At 34.2% G+C, this 24,640-nt stretch carries 23 protein-coding genes and 1 tRNA gene; 10 read left to right on the top strand and 14 right to left on the bottom strand.

Annotation, left to right across the window (positions count from 1 at the left end; translation table 11 throughout):
* Nucleotides 1-39: 39 nt before the first annotated feature.
* Entirely contained in the window at nt 40-1,056 is a 1,017-nt protein-coding gene (gene galE / locus CBE70_RS08870; protein WP_100159063.1) for a UDP-glucose 4-epimerase GalE, read from the bottom strand.
* 680 nt (nt 1,057-1,736) lie between these two features.
* Between galE and ghrB the strand changes: the two genes are divergently transcribed.
* Nucleotides 1,737-2,696, top strand: a complete 960-nt coding sequence (gene ghrB, locus CBE70_RS08875; protein WP_100159064.1) for a glyoxylate/hydroxypyruvate reductase GhrB — start codon at nt 1,737-1,739, stop codon at nt 2,694-2,696.
* 94 nt (nt 2,697-2,790) lie between these two features.
* On the opposite strand, the gene CBE70_RS08880 is transcribed toward ghrB, so the two are convergent.
* Nucleotides 2,791-3,705: a cation diffusion facilitator family transporter gene (locus CBE70_RS08880; protein ID WP_100159162.1), complete on the bottom strand. Its 915-nt coding sequence runs from the start codon at nt 3,703-3,705 to the stop codon at nt 2,791-2,793.
* Nucleotides 3,706-4,239: 534 nt separating this feature from the next.
* Between CBE70_RS08880 and CBE70_RS08885 the strand changes: the two genes are divergently transcribed.
* On the top strand, nt 4,240-4,677 hold the full coding sequence (locus tag CBE70_RS08885) for a universal stress protein (RefSeq protein WP_023581562.1): 438 nt from the start codon (nt 4,240-4,242) through the stop codon (nt 4,675-4,677).
* A gap of 88 nt (nt 4,678-4,765) precedes the next feature.
* On the opposite strand, the gene eco is transcribed toward CBE70_RS08885, so the two are convergent.
* Nucleotides 4,766-5,257 (bottom strand): serine protease inhibitor ecotin, encoded by a 492-nt coding sequence (gene eco / locus CBE70_RS08890; RefSeq protein WP_100159065.1) that lies wholly within the window; start codon nt 5,255-5,257, stop codon nt 4,766-4,768.
* A 252-nt stretch (nt 5,258-5,509) separates the two neighbouring features.
* Between eco and CBE70_RS08895 the strand changes: the two genes are divergently transcribed.
* Together CBE70_RS08895 and CBE70_RS08900 are read left to right on the top strand one after the other, a co-directional pair.
* Nucleotides 5,510-5,725: a DUF465 domain-containing protein gene (locus tag CBE70_RS08895; protein ID WP_023581560.1), complete on the top strand. Its 216-nt coding sequence runs from the start codon at nt 5,510-5,512 to the stop codon at nt 5,723-5,725.
* Between the two features lie 110 nt (nt 5,726-5,835).
* Nucleotides 5,836-6,075 carry a YecH family metal-binding protein gene (locus CBE70_RS08900; protein ID WP_100159066.1) on the top strand — a complete coding sequence of 80 codons (240 nt, stop codon included), beginning with the start codon at nt 5,836-5,838 and terminating at the stop codon, nt 6,073-6,075.
* Nucleotides 6,076-6,208: 133 nt separating this feature from the next.
* Here the strand turns inward: CBE70_RS08900 and CBE70_RS08905 are convergent, their stop codons facing one another.
* A complete protein-coding gene (locus CBE70_RS08905) occupies nt 6,209-6,454 on the bottom strand; it encodes a DinI-like family protein (RefSeq protein ID WP_036934877.1) in 246 nt (81 codons plus the stop codon).
* 179 nt (nt 6,455-6,633) lie between these two features.
* Between CBE70_RS08905 and CBE70_RS08910 the strand changes: the two genes are divergently transcribed.
* Nucleotides 6,634-6,984, top strand: coding sequence for a nitrous oxide-stimulated promoter family protein (locus CBE70_RS08910; protein WP_100159067.1), 351 nt, complete (start codon nt 6,634-6,636; stop codon nt 6,982-6,984).
* Here CBE70_RS08910 and CBE70_RS08915 read toward each other — a convergent pair.
* Together CBE70_RS08915 and CBE70_RS08920 are read right to left on the bottom strand one after the other, a co-directional pair.
* Nucleotides 6,941-7,519: a GNAT family N-acetyltransferase gene (locus CBE70_RS08915; RefSeq protein WP_100159068.1), complete on the bottom strand. Its 579-nt coding sequence runs from the start codon at nt 7,517-7,519 to the stop codon at nt 6,941-6,943. The genes CBE70_RS08910 and CBE70_RS08915 overlap by 44 nt on opposite strands.
* 81 nt (nt 7,520-7,600) lie before the next feature.
* A complete protein-coding gene (locus CBE70_RS08920) occupies nt 7,601-8,116 on the bottom strand; it encodes a bactofilin family protein (protein WP_226892275.1) in 516 nt (171 codons plus the stop codon).
* A gap of 1,211 nt (nt 8,117-9,327) precedes the next feature.
* Here CBE70_RS08920 and CBE70_RS08925 point away from each other — a divergent pair.
* Together CBE70_RS08925 and CBE70_RS08930 are read left to right on the top strand one after the other, a co-directional pair.
* Complete coding sequence (locus CBE70_RS08925) at nt 9,328-10,164, top strand: helix-turn-helix transcriptional regulator (RefSeq protein ID WP_100159069.1); 837 nt, start codon at nt 9,328-9,330, stop codon at nt 10,162-10,164.
* A gap of 84 nt (nt 10,165-10,248) precedes the next feature.
* Nucleotides 10,249-11,124, top strand: a complete 876-nt coding sequence (locus CBE70_RS08930) for a T3SS regulon anti-activator ExsD domain-containing protein (RefSeq protein WP_232797383.1) — start codon at nt 10,249-10,251, stop codon at nt 11,122-11,124.
* A gap of 59 nt (nt 11,125-11,183) precedes the next feature.
* Here CBE70_RS08930 and CBE70_RS08935 read toward each other — a convergent pair whose 3' ends face one another.
* Both CBE70_RS08935 and CBE70_RS08940 read right to left on the bottom strand, forming a co-directional pair.
* Entirely contained in the window at nt 11,184-13,886 is a 2,703-nt protein-coding gene (locus CBE70_RS08935; RefSeq protein ID WP_100159071.1) for a sugar transporter, read from the bottom strand.
* A gap of 5 nt (nt 13,887-13,891) precedes the next feature.
* On the bottom strand, nt 13,892-14,389 hold the full coding sequence (locus CBE70_RS08940; RefSeq protein WP_232797384.1) for a hypothetical protein: 498 nt from the start codon (nt 14,387-14,389) through the stop codon (nt 13,892-13,894).
* Between the two features lie 436 nt (nt 14,390-14,825).
* Here CBE70_RS08940 and CBE70_RS08945 point away from each other — a divergent pair, with 436 nt between their 5' ends.
* From CBE70_RS08945 to CBE70_RS08955, 3 genes are all read left to right on the top strand, one after another.
* Nucleotides 14,826-15,374 (top strand): NADPH-dependent FMN reductase, encoded by a 549-nt coding sequence (locus tag CBE70_RS08945; RefSeq protein WP_100159073.1) that lies wholly within the window; start codon nt 14,826-14,828, stop codon nt 15,372-15,374.
* Between the two features lie 505 nt (nt 15,375-15,879).
* Nucleotides 15,880-16,089 carry a sigma-S stabilization anti-adapter protein IraP gene (locus CBE70_RS08950; RefSeq protein ID WP_098942235.1) on the top strand — a complete coding sequence of 70 codons (210 nt, stop codon included), beginning with the start codon at nt 15,880-15,882 and terminating at the stop codon, nt 16,087-16,089.
* A gap of 308 nt (nt 16,090-16,397) precedes the next feature.
* Nucleotides 16,398-16,601 (top strand): hypothetical protein, encoded by a 204-nt coding sequence (locus tag CBE70_RS08955; protein WP_100159163.1) that lies wholly within the window; start codon nt 16,398-16,400, stop codon nt 16,599-16,601.
* Nucleotides 16,602-17,001: 400 nt separating this feature from the next.
* Here the strand turns inward: CBE70_RS08955 and CBE70_RS08960 are convergent, their stop codons facing one another.
* From CBE70_RS08960 to recJ, 6 genes are all read right to left on the bottom strand, one after another.
* Nucleotides 17,002-18,552, bottom strand: a complete 1,551-nt coding sequence (locus CBE70_RS08960; protein WP_100159074.1) for a methyl-accepting chemotaxis protein — start codon at nt 18,550-18,552, stop codon at nt 17,002-17,004.
* Between the two features lie 546 nt (nt 18,553-19,098).
* Nucleotides 19,099-19,581, bottom strand: a complete 483-nt coding sequence (locus tag CBE70_RS08965) for a GNAT family N-acetyltransferase (RefSeq protein ID WP_100159075.1) — start codon at nt 19,579-19,581, stop codon at nt 19,099-19,101.
* Between the two features lie 252 nt (nt 19,582-19,833).
* Nucleotides 19,834-19,907: transfer RNA gene (locus CBE70_RS08970), tRNA-Gly, on the bottom strand.
* Nucleotides 19,908-20,114: 207 nt separating this feature from the next.
* Entirely contained in the window at nt 20,115-21,629 is a 1,515-nt protein-coding gene (lysS, locus tag CBE70_RS08975) for a lysine--tRNA ligase (protein ID WP_100159076.1), read from the bottom strand.
* 8 nt (nt 21,630-21,637) lie between these two features.
* Nucleotides 21,638-22,736, bottom strand: a protein-coding gene (gene prfB, locus CBE70_RS08980) for a peptide chain release factor 2 (protein ID WP_098942229.1) whose coding sequence is annotated in 2 segments (ribosomal slippage) — nt 21,638-22,660 and nt 22,662-22,736 — 1,098 coding nt in all. Because the reading frame shifts where the segments join, the coding sequence is not laid out codon by codon here.
* Between the two features lie 170 nt (nt 22,737-22,906).
* Nucleotides 22,907-24,640, bottom strand: coding sequence for a single-stranded-DNA-specific exonuclease RecJ (recJ, locus tag CBE70_RS08985; protein ID WP_100159077.1), 1,734 nt, complete (start codon nt 24,638-24,640; stop codon nt 22,907-22,909).

Here is a 24,640-nt window from a genome sequence, read left to right on the forward strand (position 1 = left end):
CTCTCTTATTTATTCAAGATTATCTGAATACTTTAAGTCTTATTTCAGATAACCATTTGGGTTTTGTAACTGCCAACGCCAAGCATCTGCTGCCATATCATCAATTGAACGAATGGCTTTCCAGTGTAAATCTTTCTCTGCTTTTGCAGGGCTTGACCAACATTCTGCAATATCACCAGGGCGACGAGCTTGTAATTGATAAGGGATAGGTTTACCGCTGGCTTTACGAAATGCTTCAATCATTTCAATCACGCTAGTGCCGTTACCTGTTCCCAAATTATAAATGTGTAAACCCGCTTTTTTACCTAATGCATTTAATGCTGCGATATGACCATCAGCCAGATCCATAACGTGGATATAATCACGAACACCTGTGCCGTCTTTTGTTGGATAATCATCACCAAAAACAGCCACTTGTTCACGACGACCAATTGCCACTTGAGAAATATAAGGGGTTAAGTTATTTGGAATACCTTTAGGATCTTCCCCCATCGTACCTGATGGATGCGCCCCTACTGGGTTAAAATAGCGCAGCAAACTAATAGACCAACTTTCATCAGCGACAAATAAGTCAGATAAAATGCGCTCAACCATATATTTGCTCGTGCCATAAGGGTTAGTTGTTCCCCCTACTGGCGAATCTTCAGTAATAGGAACCGCTTGAGGATCACCATAAACGGTTGCAGATGAACTAAAAATAATACTTTTTACGCCCACATCACGCATACAACGCACAAGCACCAATGTGCCATTAACATTGTTGTCGTAATATTCAATTGGCTTCTGAACAGATTCACCAACCGCTTTCAATCCCGCGAAATGAATAACAGACTGAATAGAATGCTTAGCAAAAATTGATGCTAATAGCTGGTCATCACGAATATCACCGTTATAAAACAGAGGGCGTTTACCTGTTAGGGCTTCAACACGATTAAGTACTTCTTCATTCGCATTGCTAAGGTTATCTAAAATAATCGGTGTCATACCTGCTTCAATCATTTGTACGCAAGTATGGCTACCGATATATCCCATACCACCTGTTACTAATATTTCCACATTCACCTCTTTTGATTCAATTCAAAGGAAAAGCGCAAGACGGTTTCTGTTCACTGACACAGAGTTTAACAAGATCAGCGAAACCTTTTCGTGATCAAACCGACATTTAGTGTAAACGTTTACACTATTTTCGCGCTACTTAAATTTTATAAAAATCTTAGTTTAGAATTGTATTACAGTAAGTTAATATAATATGTAATACATCCCACCGCTTTAACACTAAAAATAACACACATTAAAAGTAAACGATTACATCTCATTTAATGTGCTAATTATATGATAAAACTGACATTCAATGGGTTTTATCATACCTTATTAACTTCCCTGCTAATATGTTTAAGCGGGGTAAGAACACTCTCAATAAAATGCTTACAGTTTAATAAGTGCTTTATTGCATAAACACTCTCAATAAATACTTACCGTTTAATAAGTGCTTTATTGCATAAACACTCTCAATAAATACTTACCGTTTAATAAGTGTTTTATTGCATAAACACTCTCAATAAATACTTACAGTTTAATAAGTGTTTTATTGCATAAATACTCTAAATAATTCAAATTACAGCTAGGCGACAAGTGAATGAGTCGCTAGGAGCATACATAAGTATGTGACTAGTGCGAATGAACGCAGTCAACAACGCTGTGATTTGAATTATGACGAGTATCGAATGGAGAACATAATGAAACCGATTGTCTTGCTCTATCAAGATCTTCCTGAAAAACTGTACAAAAAACTATCTGATTTTGCTGATATCAAACAATTTAAAACGCTCTCTTTAGACTCTAGTGATTTACGTTCAGCACTTGCCAATGCCTCTGGATTACTTGGTGCTGGTGGCAATATTGATGAAAAATTTATTAGCCAATCTCCTCATTTAAAAGCCGTTTCAACGGTTTCTGTAGGCTATGATAATGTTGATGTTAATGCACTTACCAAGCGTAATATTAAACTAATGCATACTCCAACCGTATTAACAGATACTGTCGCAGATACCATGATGGGATTAGTACTTGCCGTAGCAAGGCGTATTCCTGAACTTGCGGATAATATTAAACAAGGTTTATGGGTTAAAGGTATCACACCTGATTGGTACGGTACTGATGTTCATCATAAAACCATGGGTATTATTGGCATGGGGCGAATAGGCAAAGCTTTAGCACAGCGCGCGCACTTTGGTTTTAACATGAATATTCTTTATCACTCACGTACAGAATATACAGAAGTGAACGATAAATTTGCTGCAAAGCATTGCACTTTAGAAGTCTTATTACAGCAATCTGATTTCGTCTGTATCACGTTGCCATTGACACCAGAAACGCACCATTTAATAGGTCAAAAACAATTTTCGATAATGAAACCTGATGCTTATTTAATTAATGCAGGTCGTGGGGCTGTGGTAGACGAATTGGCACTAATCAGTGCATTAGAACAAAAAGAGATCGCGGGAGCTGGGCTGGATGTTTTTGAAAAAGAGCCTCTATCTTCATCGTCACCTTTATTAACGATGAAGAATGTCGTTGCTGTTCCGCATATCGGCTCTGCAACCAAAGAGACTCGCTATGCGATGGCTGAATGTGCAGTAGATAATCTGATTGCGGCGCTAAGTGATCAAGTAAAAGAAAACTGCGTCAATTTCTAAAGTAGTAAGTAACAAGTAACAAATAGCGTTTTTGAGACACAAAAAAAGGTAATGATAGTCTATCATTACCTTTTTATTCGATGTTCAAATGAGTTTAAGCAGGATCAACGTGAGCCATCACACTCAAAATCTGTTTATTTTGCAAAACATTATTACGTGCATTAACAACAATCGCATGACTTTCATTGACGGTGAGATCGCCTTTGATTTCAAGATGTACATCTACGAGTAAATAATCACCTGAACGACGCGTCTTTAAATCATGAATGCCTTGCACGCCCGGTGTTGAAACTAGCATCTGTTTAATCTCTTCCAACGTTTCTTCATCAGCCCCTCTATCCATTAAATCTTGTAGAGCTTGATAAGTAAAACGCCATCCCATACGACCGACAAATAATCCGACAATCAATGCTGCTAATGGGTCAAAAAATTTAAATCCAGCTAAACTTCCGATAATACCAATCGCAACAACTAATGAAGAAGCAGCATCAGAACGCGCATGCCAAGCATTGGCGACTAACATAGTTGAGTCCACTTTTTTTGCAACGGCGAGCATATAGCGGAATAATCCTTCCTTAGCCGCTAATGCAAGTAAAGCCACATATAAAGCAACACTATGAACTTCAGGAATAGTCGATGGATCTAAAATTTTATGAATGGCAGAAAACACCATTCCTAAACCAACAATTAATAAAATAGTCCCAAGAATAAGTGATGCTGCATTTTCATAACGAAAATGCCCATAAGGATGATCAGCATCAGGTTGTTTCTGACTACCTTTATTGGCAATTAAAACAACAAAGTCAGCAATAAGATCAGAAAGTGAGTGAATACCATCGGCAATCAAACCTTGAGAGTGTGAGAAAAAGCCCACTGTAATTTGCCAAATGGATAAAATAATATTGACAAAAACACTCACTAACGTGCTTTTTTTAGCTGCCTTAAATTTTTCAGACTGCTTATTATCAGCCCGAACCAACTCAATATCATCAATGTGATTATGTGTCATAATAATAATCTTATTTGGTTTTAAATAGCCTACTCTATTGCCATAGATAAATAGAGTTCCATAGGTTATTTCAGGTTCCATAACTCATTGGTGAGGATAAAGGACGACTCTGAATAACAATCCAGTTTAGGGACTAAGATTGCTGTCCAGACATCATATTGAGATGTCATTACCTATTAATATGCCATATTTAAATCTTCCTGTCTCTTATTTTTATCAATAAAATCTTATAGATACAGAACAATAATATAATTGATAATCATTCTTTTATGCATTTTCTATTTTTAATAAGAAAAAGAGAAATTTATTTTTAAGACAACATTATTAATTTCTTTTCTGTCAACAAGTTAAGGTGTATAACTTATTTTCATTATATTATTAATATTATTTCAGACTGTTTTTAATTTTTAATGCTTAATAATGTAAAGCAGTAAATAATCATTCTCACTCTTATTTAGAACACAGATCACAGCTATTTTTTACTATTAGGCGATAATGGTAAATATTTTAAACTAACGCTAAGTGAGGTTTGTAATGTATAAGAAAATCCTAGTTCCCATTGATATTTTAGAAGATGAACTTTCTCAGGAACTAATCGCTCACATTGAACAAATAGCAAAGGTGGGTAAACCTGAGATCCACTTCCTCACCGTTATTCCTAATGCTGAACTTTTCTTTGGTATCGAGTTTGCTGCTATTCCTGAAAAATTCAAAGATTCATCAGAACGTACTCGTCTTGCTTTTGTTGCATTACAAGAAATGATTAAAGATGCAAAAATTCCTGATGAGCAAATTATATGTAATGTTGGTGTCGGTAACGCAAAAGATGAAATTTTAGAATATGCCCGCCACATTGATGCTGATTTAATTGCGATTGCGTCACATAGACCTAATGTTTCCTCTTATTTATTAGGCTCAACGGCATCATCAATTGTACGCCATGCAAAAATGTCAGTTTTAGTTATACGTTAATATTTAGCTTAAATAACAACAAAGCCCTTTGTTTCAACAACAAAGGGCTTTTCAGTAAATTATGACCTAACCTAAATAAGCTTGACTGTTATTTTTTAACCGAATCTTGAGTAGTCTCAGCAGCTGACCAAATACGATATTTCACATCTACATCTTTTGGTGCATAAACAACAATAGGTAATTTGCTGTTATAACGGATGAAGGCATCTGATCCCATATTTGCCTGTACAAAGGCATCTTTTTTCGTATTGTCAGCACATCCCATCATTGTTGACATTGGGCCATTTAAATCGCCAACAACATAATAGCTATAACCCCAACCTTCTAAATTCTTTTCATCTAAATCCGCACCAAACCACTGATGGTTGCAATCTACTTTAAGTTCTTTACCAATAATTAATTCAACTTGGTAATTGTTTTCATTATCTTTTTTCTCTAACTCGATAACATGACGAACTTGATTTTCTTGAGCCTTAGGATAAGGTGCAACTTTATCTAAACTGTCAGTAGCTTGTGCACACGCAGATAAAGACATCGCTGCTACTAAAGATAATATTACTTTGTTCATCACTCTCTCCATTTTTACAGCGAACACTTCGCCGTTAACAAAATTAGTCAGATGTTTTTATTGCTCGTTATCTGAATACTAATATTTTTAGTGCCTAAATGCTAACATCTTAGTAAATAGTACTATGAGCGGATAATTCTGAATGTTTCAAAAAGAAAAATCACGTTTTTTCATGAAATGTAAATTTGTGATACATCACCGTGCAGATAAGCTATCTATGATTATACTGAAATAGAGACCCAATTTCTTTTCATAGGAGGTTATATGTTCTCAGATCAACAAGCCCTTGTTTCTCAATTAAGAAATAGTGATCCCCGCTTTGAAGCTCTCTACGATAAACATCATCGACTCGATCAAGAAATTGCTAAATTAGAAGGCCCTAACGGAGCTGGCTATAACGATGAAGTTGCCAAACTAAAAAAAGAAAAACTTCATCTTAAAGATGAAATGCAAAAAATACTTCAACGAAGTGAAAAATAAGGCTCTTTTTAAGCGATGATATAATGTCATCGCTTTTTATGATTAAAAACAAAGATAACGCCCCACAAAGATGCATAATAAATATATCTTTTATTCTTTAGGGGTTAAATATGTCATCAATTCATGGTCATGAAGTTTTGCAAATGATCCTTTCTTCAGAAACTGCATTTACTAAAACATCGCTGATTGATGCTATCCATAAACAATTCGGCAATGACTCACGTTTTCATACTTGTTCAGCTGAAAATATGACAGCGACAGAATTAGTTGATTTCTTAGAAAGGAAAGGTAAATTTATTCCATCAGAAGGTGGATTTACAACGAGTGAAAATAAGATTTGTCATCATTGATAGACATATTGCTTTAAAGCTCGATTGCCAGTGATTTCCTTTTCTATCTCATTGGCTTTTTATATAAATAAGTAAAAAGCCAATTCGTTCTGACAATCGTAATTACTTTATTTACTACATGTTTTACTACATTTTATTCATCGTCTGTTTGTAACCAGCCATCATCTTCCCAAACGCTTTGAATAAGTTCCATTATGTGTTCATGCTTAGTTTCATCTTTTATGCCCGTCACTTGAATCGAGTTCATGCTACTAAAGGCAATACGAAACTGCATATCTGGATATTCTGGAATGATCTTTTTTCTCAGTTCGTGTTCTAAGAGCGGAAATAATGAGTCGGTTATCTTAGATTGTTTATTAAATAAAATTTCCACACGCATTGGTTTCACCATTTAAAGGCAAATAGACTGTATATAAATACAGTATTATATTCTAAGAAAAAAGAAAAGACTTTTTGAGAAAATTTTTTATTAAATAGCATGAAATAAGTTTTTCGCATCTCCACAGGCTTAATGATAAGATGTATAATAAATACAACATACAATTAAGAGAGAAATGTATGTCGGGAAAAAGAATTAATCGAGAGAAAAAAACAATTCAAAAAATGGTTGCTCTTTATGCCCATTCACACCCTGAAGCTAAGTCAGATTATTATCAACAATTAGTCGATTATGCATATAAACGATTAGATAAATGTCGCTATGGTGAAGATAAGCCAGCCTGTAAACAATGCCCTATCCATTGCTATCAACCAGCCAAACGAGAAACAATGAAACAAATCATGCGTTGGGCTGGGCCTAGAATGCTAATTTATCATCCGATTCTTGCAGTAAGGCATCTTATTGATGATAAAAAACCCGTTCCGCCTATTCCGGAAAAACGGCGTTCGACTCGTTCGACAGAGAAATAAAATCTGTTCTTCTTAATCGATATAAAACATGTTCAGCCAAAGGATGTGTTTTATCTAATGCTGGATGAAAGAAATTATCAGATTGATGCATACCTAGTTTTTGCATTACACCTTGGGATGGAAGGTTTGAAACTGCGGTGAAAGCCACAACTTCCTCTAATCTCAACGTCTCAAAAGCAAATTTAAATACAGCTAAAGCAGCTTCATGGGTATAACCTTTTCGCCAAAACTTTTTCGCAATCCGCCAACCAATTTCTACACAGGGATTAAATGGCAAAGACGCGGCTGGAATATTTAATCCAACAAAACCAATAAACTCTTGAGTCTCTTTTAATTCAACCGCCCACATTCCCCATCCATTTTGTTGAATAAATTTTTCACGGATAGTCTCAACCATATTATCACTTTCTAATTGAGATAAAGTGCAAGGAAAATAGCGCATTACTTCAGGTGAAGAGTTGATTTCAGAAAAAAATGGCGCTTTATCGCTTTCACGCCATTCTCTTAGGTGTAGTCTGGGAGTATCTAAATTCATCGTTATTCTCTGTTTATATAAAACTAAGACAATAACGATAAAGTAGGATAAGCAACGAAAAATGAAAAGAAAAATGATACTTTATTTTTTATTTTCTTTTAGTTGGTTTTCTACTGGAGCAACAACTTTATCTTTATTTGCATTAGAGCTTTCTTTTATTGAAACGACGCGTTGTTGAGCTACCGACTTAGCTTGATGTTCAACTTGCTCTGATTGTCCAGTAAAAATACCGCCACGTTTAATAGACATACTGCCACAACGGCTAGTACCACGTAACTCACCATGTTCTAGAATATCTAAATTATTTGCAGCACAGATACCTTTTACAAAACCATCAATAATAATATCAGGTGCTGTTAATTCACCTTCAACTTGTCCAGCATGCATAACACGAATAACGCCATCTTTAACATTAATATTGCCGGCTACTTTGCCCCAAATTTGGATATCGCCTTCAACATTAATATCGCCTTGGAATACCGTTCCTTTTGCAATAATCGTGTATAGTTTTTGCTCTGGCATCGGTTTTTTCTCTTCTGTTATTACTGGTGCAACAGGCTCTGCTGCTTTTGGTGTTTCAGTTTTACGACTAAACATAGCGGCTTTTTTTAACCTCAACGTCATAGAATAAATAATAATGCTAAAAATTAGGATTAGAATAATCAAAAATTCGCCTGCCATCTGATAACGCCAAAAGGCAATTAAGGCAAGAGTCCAAATTATCCATATCCCGCTGAATATAATATTTCGCAGTGTTCGCTTATTCTCCATAATTAGCTATATCCTTACCTCCCTGACAATAAATACACTTATGCATTCATCATTTTAATAAATTAATAGCAAGTATAATGCCTGTAATAAGCCTATTATTACCTTTTAGTTTATTGATTTATTCCTTAGACGAAATAATATCTAATTAAAAAACATGAAGATTATCTATTTTAACCGTCAAATGTTAATGTAAATGATTTGTGAATACCAAATTCTTTTATAGATAAATATTTTTTAATGAAAATTAACATTTCACACTCATTTTCTTTTGCTTATAAAGCTTCATTCAAAAATATTTTTCATAACATGCTTATTCAATACAATTTTCCAAAATCAAAAATATGAGATATTCATCACAAGTAAGAAAGCAATAAAGTAAGAAAGTAAAAAATAACTAAGAAAAAATCTGTTCTCAGGGTCATGTCCTTATGCTTTTTATTAAAACTTCAACTTTTTTATTCTAAAATCATGAGAAAAAAGTAAAATTAATAACCTTAGTGAATATAGAAAATAATACTCTTTTTTTTAATTCTTATTTTATTTTTATAAATCCATTTAAAAATATCGTTTTTATTAAAAACAACATAACATTTAAATCACATAATCGACACAATAAAAAATGATGGTTATAATTATCTTTTGAACACTCCAATTGCTATTTTACACTGTAAAGAAAGTGAAATCGGATTAAATGCATGTTATATATGGTTTTTAACAAACCAATAACAAAGTGTAAATTATTAATTACACAAATATACTGGTTTCTCTTTATTGTCTAAAATAAAAAATTTCTCTCATTTAACTTTCTTTTGCAATTCATAAAGAATCCAATTAAATTAACAAAGTTACTTATCTTAAATCAGCAAAAGAAAATGCAAAGTCTAATATCTAAAAAAAAACCTCATCAAATTAAAGAAAATAGTCTATTTTTTATTTTTAATAGTACTCAATAATAAAGAAATGTTTTTATAGATATTCTTATATTTATCGTTATAAAAATACAGAGATACTTATATAATAATCTTTTTGGGCGAGTTATGAATACAATACAATATGACAGAAACAATCAAAATGATTGTGAAATTCAAAAAAAATCTTTTTTCTATCCACAATATCAAATACTAGAAAACGAACAAAAAGCACTCTTTCTTATTCGAAAAAATGCACTTATTTTACAAAATTGCACGGATACAATTACTGTGGATCAAGATCAAGTTCTTTTTTTACAACAAGGGAATTATACAATAAAAACACAAGGCATAGAGCCTGTAGATATTATTGCTATACCTCTTTCTGATGATTTTTTAAGAAATTTCATGTCAAAATACAATGATATTTTGTGTAATATAGAAAGAGATGAAGAATTCTCTGGCGCCTTTATTTGCTTTCAAAACTCTCCACTTATTCACTTTTGTAGCAATGGGTTTGAATACCTTACCACCCAATCCTGCCCTAAAGCGTTCACACAATTACGTATTGAAGAATTTCTAGTTCTTTTACTTTCAACAGAGCAAGGCTCAGATTTAATGGCATTACTACGCCAACTCAGCCATCGTCAAGTTGATAGATTAAAAATATTTATGGAAAAAAATCATTTAAAAAATTGGAAACTAAAACAATTTGCCCGTGAATTTGGTATGGGGTTAACGACATTTAAAGAACTTTTTAACCACGTCTATGGAACATCACCAAGAACATGGATCTGCGAAAGAAGAATTATTTACGCACATCAACTATTACTGACCACTGAAATGAGTATTGTTGATATTTCAATGGAATCAGGCTTTTCTAGCCAATCTTACTTTACACAAAGTTATCATCGTCGTTTTAATATGACGCCAAGTAAAGCGAGAAATATCAGATTAAAATTATAAAAAATCCGGCTGAATATCATAATATCTAAAAGTCATTCATAGTTAGAATACTTGAAATTTATTCTTATGAGTGAGTTCTATATCGTGATCAGAGAAAGTAACCATACCCTACAAGCCCATTATTATGACTATTTAGTCTTACTAAAAAAAATGATGGCAACCAATGATAAAAAAACTGTAGATGATTTATTTGATCTACAGTTTTCTTTTCGTTCGAATAAAAACATCGTTAATGCATGTAATGTTAATGAACAACAAATAAAAATACTAGCTCGTATTTTATGCCGCGAAAGCTTAGACAGTTTATTACAATCCACTTGGTTTTTACGAAAAAAATATTGCTTTGTTGATATCACTAAAGAAGAAATTCGTGATGTTGTTAGCTTGGCTCGTTCATCTCATACGCAACAAGCAAATTCTACGTTAACACCAATGGATTGGGATAAATCATTGAAGGCTACTGTCAATATCAATGAACATATGCGCTTAATTCAAGCTGTTATAAAACCTCTGTTTATTTGGTGGGTGAAGCATGTTACTCCCCAACTATTCACTCTTTATCAAACTAAAAGGGAGCTAGAGTCTCAAATTAAGCAGTGTGAAAATATTAAGTCATTCGAGGAAAAACAGCTATCAAATACAAGTGATTCTTTTTTATCTTTAGATGACATCAATATCAAACTAAATTCAGATAAAGTCAGATTAATTGTAATTAATGATCTACTACAAAAAGATGTTACGTTACTTTTAGATAACTGGAAAAATGAGCCAGTCTTTAATATTAAAATTAATAATACTTTAGACTACATCCAAAAAGTAACGCCAAATTCTGAATTAATAAAACCATTATGGGATATTTTAAATAGTATTCCGGAGCATCCTGAAAACTGTCAAAAATTAAAAGATTGGCTTCTGAAAAGAGAACTTTGCTTAAATAACGATGAATTTTTATGGCGATAATAAAATCTCAGCTCTTCTCTAAATAAAAAGAGAAGGGCTGATGTTAGCTTTTAATTATTCTATTTAATATCCAAGATCTCAATTGTCACAATAGACATGGATTCTGGAGGCACTTGTCCTGGCACTCCATTTTTTCCATAACCGCCACCAGGTTTTATATAAATTTTAGCTTTACCATTAATACCCGCTTTTGCAATAAAGGTATTCAGTGGTAATGGTAGTTGGCGGTAAGGTAAGATAAGCGGCTTAGCTTTATCATAATTAAGAGTTACAGTACCATCTGTTAACTCTTCATGCATTGTAAATACAACGGTTTTACCTGCAATTGAAGCCACTGGTTTACCCTGTTTTAATATTTTAAAATAGGTATTATCGTCATATTGTACGTAATTTTGTTTTTGGATCTCAGATAAAATGGATTTATTACGCTGGGCATTGTCTTTTCCAATAATCGAATAAGCATAAGCAAGCTGCCCAGCAATCATTTGCCCTTCACCCGCCATTTTCTCAAGCTGCTCTTTTAGAGTTTTATTCTCTTTTAAAATATTACTAGTATCTGTATGAACTTTCGCTAATTCAGCATCTTTTGCTTTAATTTGCTCATTTAATTTAGCAATAGCTTCTGTTTGCTGTTGCTTTAATGTACTAATTTGCTGTGTATTTTCTGTATTTTGTTTTTCTACTTGTACTTTTGCTTCAGCTAATTGAGCACTCAATTTATCCGTCATACTTTGCTTTTCAGCGAGTTGTTTTTCTAACAATGCTAAAGTTTTATCACTCTCTGTTTTGCTCGTGGTGACTTGAGCTAATGCGATATTATTCTCTTTAAATTGTGTATCTAATGTTTGGTATTTATTCAATAGCTCACTTTGCGCTTTCTCTAACTTAGCTATCAGATTATTTTTATCAGTAATTAAATTATCAACAGCTTTTTCACCCGCAGATAAACTCTTCTTCAAATCAGCTAATTCAGTGACTTTATTATCTAACTGAGATTTTAATTCTGGGATAGATTTTAATTTCTCATCCACTTGCTCTTTTTGCTGTTGTACAGCTAAAAGTGATTTATTAAGTTGAGCTTGTTCTTGGTTACTTTCTTCAACCTGTGTTTTTAGTTGTGCTATTTCTTTACGTTGTTCCTCGACAAGTTTGCTATTAGCATCTTGTTGCTTTTCTGCTTCTGCAACTTTTAATGTGAGTTCTTTAGATAAATCTTCACGTTCTGATGTGATCTTCAACAATGTGCTTTGTAATTTATCTATCTCTTTTTTCGCGGAGTCATCTTTTAGCAACAGTTGAGCCTGTGCAAATTGAGTCTGCACATCTTCTTTCTCTTTCTTTATTGTTGCTAATTGATTTTGTACATCTGTGAGTTGTTTAGTTAATTTATCTTGCTCCGTCGTTATTGTTGATAACGAACTTTCTAATGTTGCTATCTCTTTATTTTTCGCTGCTTCTAAATTAGCTAATTCTTGTTCTTTTTGTTTATTGTTATCATTTAGCGATTGCTGAGATTCAAGATACTGAGCTTGTATCGTTTCTTTTTCTTGTTCAATTTTAGCAAGTAGTGCCTGCTTTTCATTTAATTGGTTAATTAACTTTTCTTGCTCTACTTTTATGCTTTCAAGTGAACTTTGTAATTTATCAATCTCTTTTTTCGCAGAGTCATCTTTTAACAAAACCTGAGCCTGTTGATACTGAGATTGTAATTGCTCTTTTTCTTGCTCAAGCTGAGTATATTTCGCCTCTAAAGATTTAAGTATTCCCGCTTGTTTTTCAAAATCTTGTTGCTGTTTTGCTAACTCTGTATTTTTTACTGTTGTTGCCTGTAATACGTTCTCTTTTTCGGCTAATTGCTTAACTAATAAGTCACGCTCTTTGTTTATTGTTTCTAAATCACTTTGTAGTTTGGCAACAGCCTGTTTTAACGTGTCATCAGTAAGTAAGTTATTTGCCGTAGCTAATTTTTCTTCTGTTTCAGCCAGCGTTAATTCAAGTTGTTTAATTTGGTTATTTGCATTTTGAAGTTTTTCTAAATGCTCTTTTGTTATAGCAGCCTGCTCAGTGTATTTTTGATACAGCGTTTGGTATTTATTTCTCGTATCTGCTAAACGATTTAGTAGCTCTTTATTAAAAAGAGGTTGTTTATGATCGAGTACAGAGCGATTGAACTGATATGCAAAGTGAAAAGGGATGGCAGTAACAGAATAAAATGTTCCTGGAATAATATCTAACAAGAAGTTGTCATTACGTTGAGGCTTTGCATAACTCTCTTTTGAATAAAGAGCTAACGGGTTATAAACCGTTGCATTATTTCTGTAGCTATAACGATTAAGATCCTCTGGTGTAAATTGTGGTTTAATCGGAACAAATGAAAGCAACGGAGTTAAATAACGAGTGTAATCACTCTTTAATTTTGCATAATTAACAGGTAACACAGGGCAATTTTCTGCCAGCGTGATATCAGGAGTCTTAACAGGTTCGACTGCCTGATTATCTGTTTTAGCTGGCGTAGAAGGTTTAACTCGTTGCTCTGGTTTTGTTTGTTGAGTCGCTGTTGTGGTGCGGTTTACTCCACGATTAGCCTGACCGGTTCTCGTTGACGATGAAATTGTAGCAGATGTTTTAGGCTCAATTTTAATTGGCTCTTGCGTTTCAAAATAACGGTCAAAATCCTCAATAACAGAATTAAACTCATTATTGGCAAACGATAGTGTTGGAAACAGCATAAAAGCGAGACAAACACTCTGCTTTAATTTCATAGTAATTATTCACCTAATTTTTTTAGTGTCGAATTAACTGACATAATCGACAAATAGCGAACTTTTGCACATAAAACTTCTGTTTTTGATTCAATACTCATTTTTAATAAATCTAAGCTATCTTTACTTGCTGTACCTTGAACACTACGGTACATCGCATTGATTTCGCTGATTTCTTTAAATGAACTCATCATGGATTGATAGTCAGATGGAGAAAAAGTTTTTAAAGAATCAAGTTGTTTGATGCAAGCGCTTTGTGGTGCTAGCCCCAATTTTCTTGCATCTACGCCACTATCAGCAGGTTCTGCTGCAGGTGCCATAGAAAGTGGTTGTGCAACAGCTACTGGTTGAGTAGTTGCTACAGGCTGTGTAGTTTGTGTTGGCGCAGGCGCTGGCGTTTCAATTGGACGAGTGTGATCAGTCCACGCACACCCAGATAGGGCGAGGACGCTGGTTGCCATAAATACAGCGAGGACATTCTTTTTATTTTGTAATAAGGACATCATTTTTCCTTAATTCCGATCAGACTTAAATAAGTGCATATGAGTTGTCGCATTTTAAGCCATTTTATTATAATTTTCTATTACCTACTGCATACTAAATAAATAGGCTAACACTCTTGGTTGCAATGAGTGTTCCTATCATTTCATTTATTTTTTCTTAAAATACTACTTACATCACACTAAATGCATCAAATCTTGAATATCGGATTTATTTAGTAAAAATGTTGTCATAAAAACTGATCGTTTTTTATATTTATGGAATAGTACCAGATAATAATAAAAATAATAATACTAATTTTATCATTTATTTACACAATTTACGTGTAAAAATACGCTTATATTTTGTTGCTGTTTTTTAATACCAAGATAAACTCAAAAAATGAATATCTAATATAGGCATGATATTCATTTTATCCTTCAAAATAGGGGAACTAAGATGAGTCATTTTAAAATTGGTCTCGTTGTCGGTAGTTTAAGAAAAGATTCGTTTAATAAACAAACAGCACATGCCTTAATTAAGTTATTTCCTCAAGAATTTACCTGTCAGTTTATCGATATTAGTACTCTTCCTCTCTATAACCAAGACGATGACAGTCATACCCCCTCTTCTGTTATCGATTTCAAACAACAAATAAAAGCGTGCCAAGGCATCATCTTTATCACACCTGAATATAACCGCTCAATACCTGGTGCGCTTAAAAATGCAATTGACCAAGCCTCTCGTCCTTATGGAACAAATGCTTGGAATGAAATCCCAGCCGGTATTATTGGTGTTTCAACTGGTAATATTAGTACAGCTATAGCTCAACAGCATTTACGCAATTCGTTAGCCTTCTTAAATATGCCAACTCTAAATCAACCAGAATGTTATCTAAAATGGTATGACGGAATGGTTGAAAATGGGCAGTTTTCAGAAAAAACAGCAACTTTTATGCAAAACTGGGTTAATGCCTATGTTGCTTTTGTGAAGCAAAATAATCGATAATCAAATAAACTAAAAAGAGCTTTATGTTAAAAACATAAGCTCTTTTTCTTTTTGAACGTCAGAGTTAATGTAATTTATTTGGTTATAATATCTTTACTGACAAATAAAAGTTTTAATATTTCATAGATAAAAAATGATAATAATCTTGTTCACTTCAACATTTAATAACACAAGACAAAAATAGATTATCTTTAAAAGATATATTTTATTATTACAATTAAGAATTGTTTATTATATAACCAGAAATAAAGAGATTTAAATCGAATCAGACTTAAGATCAAATTTAACCATTTATCCTATTCGTTCTAAAGTCAGAGAATATCAATAGACTTCAATCTACTGCCACATATAAAATTTACAATTTGATAATTATTTTTAATAATTTATATTAGGTCAGAACGTTAGCCATAATGTGCGATACATCTCTAAATAATATGCTTCAATAATTGTGATAAACAAAAAAATTACCTATATTACTCATCCATTAAATACTGGCAGGTAAATCATGGATAAAAATTTAAAAGAAATTGAATGCGAAATTGCCGCTCTAAAAATTGTTATCAAGTCTTTACTTTCCACGCTAAGTGATAAACAACGAAGAGATATGTTGGGCAATATATCTATAGTGCTTGAGGATACATCAAACAAATACCCTCAGCTTAATGAAGTTATTAACTTAACTGAGCAATATGTAAAGAAGCTTACTCAAGCCTAATGAAAACGACATTTGCTATTGCTATTAAATTTATACCTTAATTTTTATAGGGTGCTAATAGCATCCTATTGATTATTTTGTATAGGATATACTGTGATTTTCCTTTCATTAACACAACACTAAGTTAAATTTACTAAATGTCTATTTCCCCCATCTAAAATATCTTCGCATTTACTGTTTTAATGAAAAATGCGATAAAATTGTATATTCTTTTATCAATTTAATTTTTCTTGGATTTAATTAAACAATTAATTAATATGAAAATAATTTATCACACAGCAATAAATTATCGCTCTTTTGAGGATCTTATGGAAAAAAAAGTTGTTAATATAGAGTATGAAATTGCAGCAGTAAAAGTAGTTCTAAAAGCCTTGTTATTGACTTTGACAGATAAACAAAAAGAAATAGTGATCCACGATATAAATAAGACCGTCAATGATGCCTATATCGATCATCCTCAATACCAAGATGTTATAAACAAGACCGAACAATATATAAAAAAAATACTCTAAACATTAAGAGCACATTCTTCAACCTCCTCTCTTTATTATTTATATCAGAGAGGATTTATATCTACATCTTTAAAAATCAATTTACTTCAAGCTTTAACATAATCACTGATTGATTGATTATTAAAGTTAAAATGGAAAGTACTTTTTTATTGATTGAGTATAAATGAAATAACATTATTATTTATGGTTCGCTTAATTTGGGTAATAATTTTCTGCTCTTCATAAAAAAAATTATAAACCATTGCTGTTTCACTACTCAATCAATGACTAAGTTAAATTTATTTCTACTTTTAAATAAAAGAGAGAATCATAAGAGTTTAAACTTTAAATTTATTATGTTTATGCGTCTAACGAGTAAAAACTTACCACCTTAGACACACTCTTTATAAATTTTTTTATATCAACGATGAGCAAGATTGAATTTTTGCACCGATAACTGTAATTCTTCGGTTTGTCTTTCTAATGAAATGGCTGCCGCAGAAACTTGTTCAACTAAAGAAGCATTCTGTTGTGTTACACCATCCATTTGAGTAATAGCCACACTCACTTGACCAATACCTTTACTTTGCTCTTCAGATGCAATTGTAATTTCTTTCATTATTGACGTTACCTGTTTAACTCCCGTCAAAATGTCTTCCATCGTGTTTTCCATATCACTCACTAATTTTGCACCTTTTTTTACACGCGCAGTGGAATCAGCAATAAGGACTTCAATCTCTTTAGCAGCTTTGGCACTGTCTCCTGCTAAATTACGAACTTCATTGGCGACAACCATAAATCCTCGTCCATGAGCTCCTGCTCTTGCTGCTTCTACTGATGCATTTAAAGCAAGTATATTGGTTTGAAATGCAATGTTATTAATAACATTGATGATATCTGCAATCTTACTTGAACTATTAGAGATCCCATCCATTGTTGTCACAACAGATTCCGCTAATTCATTGCCTTTTTCTACGGTCACTGATGCAATTTCAGCTAATTCTCTCGCTTGATAAGCATGTTCCATATTCTGAGTCACAGCGGCTGTTATCTCTTCCATACTTGCAGCTGTTTGCTCTAATGCCGTTGCTTGCTCTTCTGTACGAGAAGCCAAATCGTTATTTCCTTTGGCAATTTCAGATGCACCACGATAAATACTGTCGCTTCCCATTCGGATTGTACTTACCGCTTCATGCAAATTATTCTGCATATCATTTAATAATGGTATTAATCGCCCAGCGCAGTTATTCCCAAAAGGCTCTAGTGACTGACTCAGATCACCTTCGGTAATTTTCACAAAATGTTGGCGAATACTTTCAAGTGGTTTTTGTAACATTGCCACTAAATAGCGATCAGTGAGGAACAGAATAATCCCTCCTAAGATAGCACTTATAATAATAACAATTTGTGTCACTTCAATAAGCTCATTCACCCCTTCAATTGTTCTATCAATTTTTATATTTGCGACATTATTAAAGTTTTCACTCACATTACCTAATTCACGACTCAACGCAGGTGTTACATTTTTTGCATGATGTTGATATTGCTCGATAGTGCCATTGAGCGCCAATTCCATCTGCTTTTTTACTCCTTGCTCAAAAAGTGCTTGCCATACATCCATCAACTCTTTTGATACTTTTGCATCCATTGGTCCAGGAGAAACAGATTTCATATACATAATCTGTTTTTCCATATTTTCCATCGCCAGTTGTGCTTGTGTAAAATCGACGTCTTTGCCTTCTGCTTTCTCTTCAATGAGACGATTTAATCGAGAAGTGAATCGAAAATACTGATCATTTCCCTGACTGAGTGCAGCCATTTGTTTTATTATTTGATTATCAGATTGGTTGCCTTCAGATATTTGTGATAATGACCATGCGCTATAAAGACTGACACTGCCAAATAACACACATAAAATCCCCAGAATGATCGCCATCATCAGACGAATAGTAATGTTACGAAGTTTCTGCATCGAATTTCCCAACTAACAAGATAAAGTAAGCCCAATAGGGCGTAATGTACTCTTATCGACACTTTTTCAATTTATTTTAATTTTTTACTAAAGTTTTTTATAAATTGATTTTTTATTTTCCATACATAAAAGGAGTTAGATGAAAGAAGCAAAAATGTTACTTATATATCATTTTTTATAATTTAATATAAAAAAAATAAAAACATTTAAAATCATACTGTTGATATAATGATTGCGATAAGAACAAATAAGGATAGTTAAAGAAAAAATAGTTGAAGATAAAATAAATTTTAAAGTGTTCTTAATCTTTTAAACCCAATTCTTTCTATACGTAAGAGATGATTTAATGACACCCATCCCTATGTATGAGAAGGCGTAATTGCAGTCTATCTGACATTTTTCGTACATCGCATGGTTAAAAAAAGAGGTAAGAAATAATAAGTAAACAGGCTTATTTTGTGATTAATAAAGCATCTTTAGAAAGATAAAATAGAAAGGATATACATAAGGCGATAAAAACAACTCGCCTATTTAATAGGAATAGAATTAAACAACTCTATTTTTATCTGAAAATAATCTGAAGCGCTGAAAGCTAATATCATCAAAACAAACTTCCCCATCAGGTTTAAATCCATAACGAGAAACCGTTTTGGCTACCCTCCTTGAATGAGGAAGTAAAATTGTGATGCTTTCAATCTTCATTTCATCAAATGCTCTACGAATAATCTCTGCATAAATTATTTTACCTACTCCCCAGAAGTTGGGATGAAGAACTAAGGCAAGATCTGCATCATCTCCTTCTTTCTGAAGCCCACCCCATCCAGCAAATACACCATCAATAACAAATGCCCAAGGACCATATCCATTATCGTTCCATTGAGAATCTTTCTCTTTTGCCCATAAAATACTTTTTTCAATATCAAAATTAGGGCTACCCAGAGGCATTTGTCGTAAAACCGCAGGATGATTATTGAGTTCTACAATATGTAAGGGATCTATCTGTGAGAGTTTTTTAAACTCTAAATGCATATAATTTCCTTAATTAAATTGTATGTTAAGTAAAGAATACTAATATCCTAACCTTATGCTGATAAAAACACACCAAACCATATCATTTTATTATACCTTCAATTTATAAAAACAAATTATGCATATCAATTTCTTGTATCGATTTGGTAATATAGAAATACGTTATATCGTCGCTTAGATGAATTCCAATATAGTCACAAATTTGGAAAATAATGTATTTATAAAGGTTGGGAGATGAGTTGGCAGGTTATTTGGAGCGGGCGAAGGGAATCGAACCCTCGTATAGAGCTTGGGAAGCTCTCGTTCTACCATTGAACTACGCCCGCGGTAGATTTTTCTGATTATACGCCTCCTTGATTGAACGACAATCCCCTTCTTATTTAAATGATTATTTAATCATCGAGAAATAGGTAATCATTTGTTTTTAAAAACAATAAAGCCACCTTTCGGTGGCTTTATAACTATATTGATATTCGTTAATGCTATTGATTAATTAACCATTTATTTAAAACAACAGTTATTTAAAATAACAATTATTTATTAGGGCGCATTGCCGGGAATAAAATAACGTCACGAATAGTATGGCTATTAGTAAATAACATCACCATACGGTCAATACCAATACCTAAACCTGCTGTTGGCGGTAAACCATGTTCTAATGCCGTAATATAGTCATGGTCGAAGAACATCGCTTCAGCATCACCAGCTTCTTTTTGGCGAACTTGATCTTCAAAACGCTCTGCTTGGTCTTGTGCATCATTTAGTTCTGAGAAACCATTACCAATTTCACGACCACCAATAAAGAATTCGAAGCGGTCAGTGATAAATGGATTATCATCGTTACGACGGGCCAGTGGAGAAACTTCTGCTGGGTATTCAATGATGAAAGTTGGTTGAATTAAGTGGCTTTCAGCAACTTCTTCAAAAATTTCACACTGAACACGACCTAAGCCCCAGCTTTTCTCAATCTTAATACCAATAGATTGAGCAATAGCAACCGCTTTATCCATATCATCAAGATCAGTCATTACAGTTTCTGGACGATATTTGCAGATAGCTTCTTTCATGGTTAATTTGGCAAAAGGTTTACCAAAATCAAACTCTTGATCACCATATTTCACTAATGAAGAACCCAGTACATTTTCAGTTAATGTACGGAATAATTCTTCAGTTAACTCAATCAGGTCGCGGTAATCTGCATACGCCATATAGAGTTCCATCATAGTGAACTCAGGGTTATGACGTGGTGATACACCCTCGTTACGGAAATTACGGTTGATTTCAAATACGCGATCAAAACCACCCACAACTAAACGTTTTAAATATAATTCAGGTGCAATACGCAGATACATATCGATATCTAACGCATTATGATGAGTAATAAACGGACGCGCACTTGCTCCACCAGGAATGGTTTGCATCATCGGCGTTTCAACTTCCATAAAGCCTTTGTTCACCATAAATTGACGGATACCCGCCATAACTTGTGAACGAATTTGGAAGGTTTTACGCGATTCTTCATTAGAAATCAGATCTAGATAACGCTGACGATAACGCATTTCTTGGTCAGCTAAACCGTGGAATTTGTCTGGTAATGGGCGTAGTGCTTTAGTTAATAAACGCACTTCTGTACAGTGAACACTTAATTCACCAGTTTTCGTTTTGAAAACACGACCACGAGCACCTAAGATATCACCCAGATCCCATTTTTTAAATTGCTCGTTATAGATACCTTCTGGTAAATCATCACGAGAAACATAAAGCTGAATACGACCACCCATGTCTTGCAATGTAGCGAAAGATGCCTTGCCCATAATACGGCGAGTCATCATACGACCTGCAATAGAAACTTCCACATTCGCTGCTTCTAACTCTTCTGCACTCATTGCATCATACTTTTGATGTAATTCGTCAGACAGCGCATCTCTGCGGAAATCATTTGGGAATGCGTTACCATTATCGCGTAAAGCGGATAATTTTTCGCGGCGTGTTTGCAGTTCGTTATTTAAATCAGGTGCCTGCTCCGCACCTTGTTGCTGTTGCGACATGTTTTTCCTCACAGGCCCGCTTTTAAGCTAGCTTCAATAAATTTATCAAGATCACCGTCTAATACTGCTTGTGTATTACGCGTTTCCACACCAGTACGTAAATCTTTAATACGTGAATCATCAAGAACATAAGAACGAATTTGACTACCCCAGCCAATATCGGACTTGTTATCTTCCATTACTTGCTTGTCTGCATTTTTCTTCTGCATTTCCAGCTCGTATAACTTCGCTTTCATCTGCTTCATTGCCTGATCTTTGTTCTTATGCTGAGAGCGATCGTTTTGGCATTGAGTAACAAGACCTGTTGGAACGTGGGTAATACGAACCGCAGATTCTGTTTTGTTAACGTGCTGTCCACCCGCACCCGAAGCACGATAAACGTCAATACGTAAATCAGCCGGATTGATTTCAATATCAATATTGTCATCAACTTCTGGGTAAATAAAGGCAGAACTAAATGAGGTATGGCGACGGCCACCTGAGTCAAATGGGCTTTTACGAACTAGACGATGAACACCTGTTTCTGTACGTAACCAACCATAAGCGTACTCACCAATAATTTTGATAGTCGCTGATTTTAATCCTGCAACATCACCGTCAGATTCTTCAATAATTTCTGTTTTAAAGCCTCTTGATTCAGCCCAACGTAAGTACATGCGCATCAGCATACTTGCCCAATCTTGCGCTTCTGTACCACCAGAGCCAGCTTGTAAATCAAGGTAGCAATCCGCACTGTCATATTCACCCGAGAACATACGACGGAATTCTAATTGCTCAAGCTTTTTATTTAAACCATCTAATTCAGCAATAGCTTCGTTAAATGTTTCTTCGTCATCAGCTTCAACCGCTAATTCAAGTAAACCAGAAACGTCTTCTAGTCCTTGATCTAACTGATCGATTGTTTCTACGATAGCCTCAAGAGATGAACGCTCTTTGCCTAATGCTTGTGCCCTTTCTGGCTCATTCCATACATCAGGTTGTTCTAATTCGGCGTTAACTTCTTCTAAACGCTCTTTCTTGGCATCATAGTCAAAGATACCCCCTGAGAACATTTGTTCTTTCAGAGACTTCTTCAATTTGGTGTTTTACGGGGTTGATTTCAAACATATTTTTTCGTCTTTATGTTGTTTTCAAAAACAATTGGAATAAATTTTGAACCGCATATTGTAACGGATATATCAGCGGGTTTATAGCATTTATATACAATTGTCTATCAGATAGTTGTTACCATAACAACGTTACTCTTTATATCACGGTAAATTGTTTAATTATTTGTGTTAACAAGGCCAAATATGCTCAACAAGCAGTTGCGCATTACGTTGCCCTCTAAACTCATTTACATCTAATCGATAAGCTAACTCAACCGTTTTAATACTGTTATCAGGCCACATATTGATATCAACATTAAATGCAATTGCATCAATCATAAGATGACTATTTACTGGCTGAAGCATCATTTTTAAATGTTTACTACCCACAATACGTTGTTGTAACAGCGTAAATTTACCGTCAAATAAAGGTTCAGGGAAAGCCTGTCCCCAAGGACCCGCTTCTCTTAGCATTTCTGCGATAGGCAATGAAAGTTGATTATCGGTTAGTTCACCATCCGATAAAATAACACCTTGCAACTGTTCATCAGAAACCAACTCGGCCATTAAAGTTGAAAAATGACGCTGAAATAACGGGAATTTATCTTCTTCAAGTGAAAGTCCTGCCGCCATTGCGTGACCACCAAATTTCACCATCAAACCCGGATTTAATGTATTTAATCGTTCTAAAGCATCTCGAAGATGAACACCACTAATTGAACGACCAGAACCTTTTAATAGGCCATCACCACTAGGTGCAAAAGCAATAACCGGACGATGCAATTTTTCTTTAATGCGAGAAGCCAAAATACCCACAACACCTTGGTGCCACTCAGGATGATAAATTGCTAAACCATTGGGTAAATCATGTTGCGTTCCCATAAATTGGCGGAAAATGATTGAAGCTTCTTCTTGCATTCCCGCTTCAATTTCACGCCGAGTTTGATTTAATCCATCAAGTTCATTAGCAATTTCACGCGCAGAACCAATGTTGTCGGTTAAAAGTAAAGCGACACCCACAGACATATCATCAAGGCGTCCTGCGGCATTTAAGCGCGGGCCTAAAGAGAAACCTAAATCACTACTAACCAATTGAGATAGCTCTTTACGAGAAACCTCCGTAAGTGCTTTTATCCCTACACAACAACGCCCAGCCCTAATTCGGCGTAATCCTTCATAAACAAAAATACGGTTATTTTCATCCAGAGGAACAACGTCTGCCACTGTGCCTAGTGCAACTAAATCGAGAAAATCCGCCATGTTGGGGCGAGCTAAGTTTTGTTGTTCAAACCAACCTTGTTTTTCTAATTCGGCTCTTAATGCCGTCATTAAATAAAAAGTAACACCAACACCGGCTAATGATTTAGATAAAAAAGAACAATCTGTCAGATTAGGATTAATAATCGCATCAGCGGCAGGTAAGGTTTGTCCCGGTAAATGGTGATCGGTAACGAGGACACGAATACCATATTCATGAGCGGTATCCACACCTTCAAAAGAGGAAATTCCATTATCAACAGTGATAATGAGATCAACGCCTTTTCTAGCAACATCATGAACAACTTGAGGGCTTAAACCATAACCATCATCAAAGCGATTAGGAATATGATAGCTAACCTGCTTAAATCCCATTTGTCGTAATGCTTTAATCGCAAGTGCGGTACTCGTTGCACCATCAGCATCAAAATCGCCAACAATAACAATACGAGATTGTTGCTGTAACGCCTCAATCAGTAATGAAATTGCCGTTTCTATTCCTGTTAATGCTTGATAATGAAGTAAGCCTTTTAACGATCGTTCAAGCTGAACTTCAGATGTTATTCCACGATTAGCGTAAATTTGTCGTAATAAGGGATCTAAGTTATCTGGTAATTTAGTTACTTGTGCAATTCGACGACGCAGTGTCGGTTCAATAGTGACCAT

It is taken from the genome of Proteus columbae (assembly GCF_002777965.1).
In the GTDB taxonomy this organism is placed as follows: domain Bacteria; phylum Pseudomonadota; class Gammaproteobacteria; order Enterobacterales; family Enterobacteriaceae; genus Proteus; species Proteus columbae.

What these genes read in the sequence shown, in the direction of transcription:
- ghrB (WP_100159064.1), top strand. Translation starts at nt 1,737, where the DNA reads ATGAAACCGATTGTCTTGCTCTATCAAGATCTTCCTGAAAAACTGTAC.
- CBE70_RS08880 (WP_100159162.1), bottom strand. Translation starts at nt 3,705, where the DNA reads ATGACACATAATCACATTGATGATATTGAGTTGGTTCGGGCTGATAAT.
- CBE70_RS08885 (WP_023581562.1), top strand. Translation starts at nt 4,240, where the DNA reads ATGTATAAGAAAATCCTAGTTCCCATTGATATTTTAGAAGATGAACTT.
- eco (WP_100159065.1), bottom strand. Translation starts at nt 5,257, where the DNA reads ATGGAGAGAGTGATGAACAAAGTAATATTATCTTTAGTAGCAGCGATG.
- CBE70_RS08895 (WP_023581560.1), top strand. Translation starts at nt 5,510, where the DNA reads ATGTTCTCAGATCAACAAGCCCTTGTTTCTCAATTAAGAAATAGTGAT.
- CBE70_RS08900 (WP_100159066.1), top strand. Translation starts at nt 5,836, where the DNA reads ATGTCATCAATTCATGGTCATGAAGTTTTGCAAATGATCCTTTCTTCA.
- CBE70_RS08905 (WP_036934877.1), bottom strand. Translation starts at nt 6,454, where the DNA reads ATGCGTGTGGAAATTTTATTTAATAAACAATCTAAGATAACCGACTCA.
- CBE70_RS08910 (WP_100159067.1), top strand. Translation starts at nt 6,634, where the DNA reads ATGTCGGGAAAAAGAATTAATCGAGAGAAAAAAACAATTCAAAAAATG.
- CBE70_RS08915 (WP_100159068.1), bottom strand. Translation starts at nt 7,519, where the DNA reads ATGAATTTAGATACTCCCAGACTACACCTAAGAGAATGGCGTGAAAGC.
- CBE70_RS08920 (WP_226892275.1), bottom strand. Translation starts at nt 8,116, where the DNA reads ATGTTTAGTCGTAAAACTGAAACACCAAAAGCAGCAGAGCCTGTTGCA.
- CBE70_RS08925 (WP_100159069.1), top strand. Translation starts at nt 9,328, where the DNA reads ATGAATACAATACAATATGACAGAAACAATCAAAATGATTGTGAAATT.
- CBE70_RS08935 (WP_100159071.1), bottom strand. Translation starts at nt 13,886, where the DNA reads ATGAAATTAAAGCAGAGTGTTTGTCTCGCTTTTATGCTGTTTCCAACA.
- CBE70_RS08940 (WP_232797384.1), bottom strand. Translation starts at nt 14,389, where the DNA reads ATGTCCTTATTACAAAATAAAAAGAATGTCCTCGCTGTATTTATGGCA.
- CBE70_RS08945 (WP_100159073.1), top strand. Translation starts at nt 14,826, where the DNA reads ATGAGTCATTTTAAAATTGGTCTCGTTGTCGGTAGTTTAAGAAAAGAT.
- CBE70_RS08950 (WP_098942235.1), top strand. Translation starts at nt 15,880, where the DNA reads ATGGATAAAAATTTAAAAGAAATTGAATGCGAAATTGCCGCTCTAAAA.
- CBE70_RS08955 (WP_100159163.1), top strand. Translation starts at nt 16,398, where the DNA reads ATGGAAAAAAAAGTTGTTAATATAGAGTATGAAATTGCAGCAGTAAAA.
- CBE70_RS08960 (WP_100159074.1), bottom strand. Translation starts at nt 18,552, where the DNA reads ATGCAGAAACTTCGTAACATTACTATTCGTCTGATGATGGCGATCATT.
- CBE70_RS08965 (WP_100159075.1), bottom strand. Translation starts at nt 19,581, where the DNA reads ATGCATTTAGAGTTTAAAAAACTCTCACAGATAGATCCCTTACATATT.
- lysS (WP_100159076.1), bottom strand. Translation starts at nt 21,629, where the DNA reads ATGTCGCAACAGCAACAAGGTGCGGAGCAGGCACCTGATTTAAATAAC.
- recJ (WP_100159077.1), bottom strand. Translation starts at nt 24,640, where the DNA reads ATGGTCACTATTGAACCGACACTGCGTCGTCGAATTGCACAAGTAACT.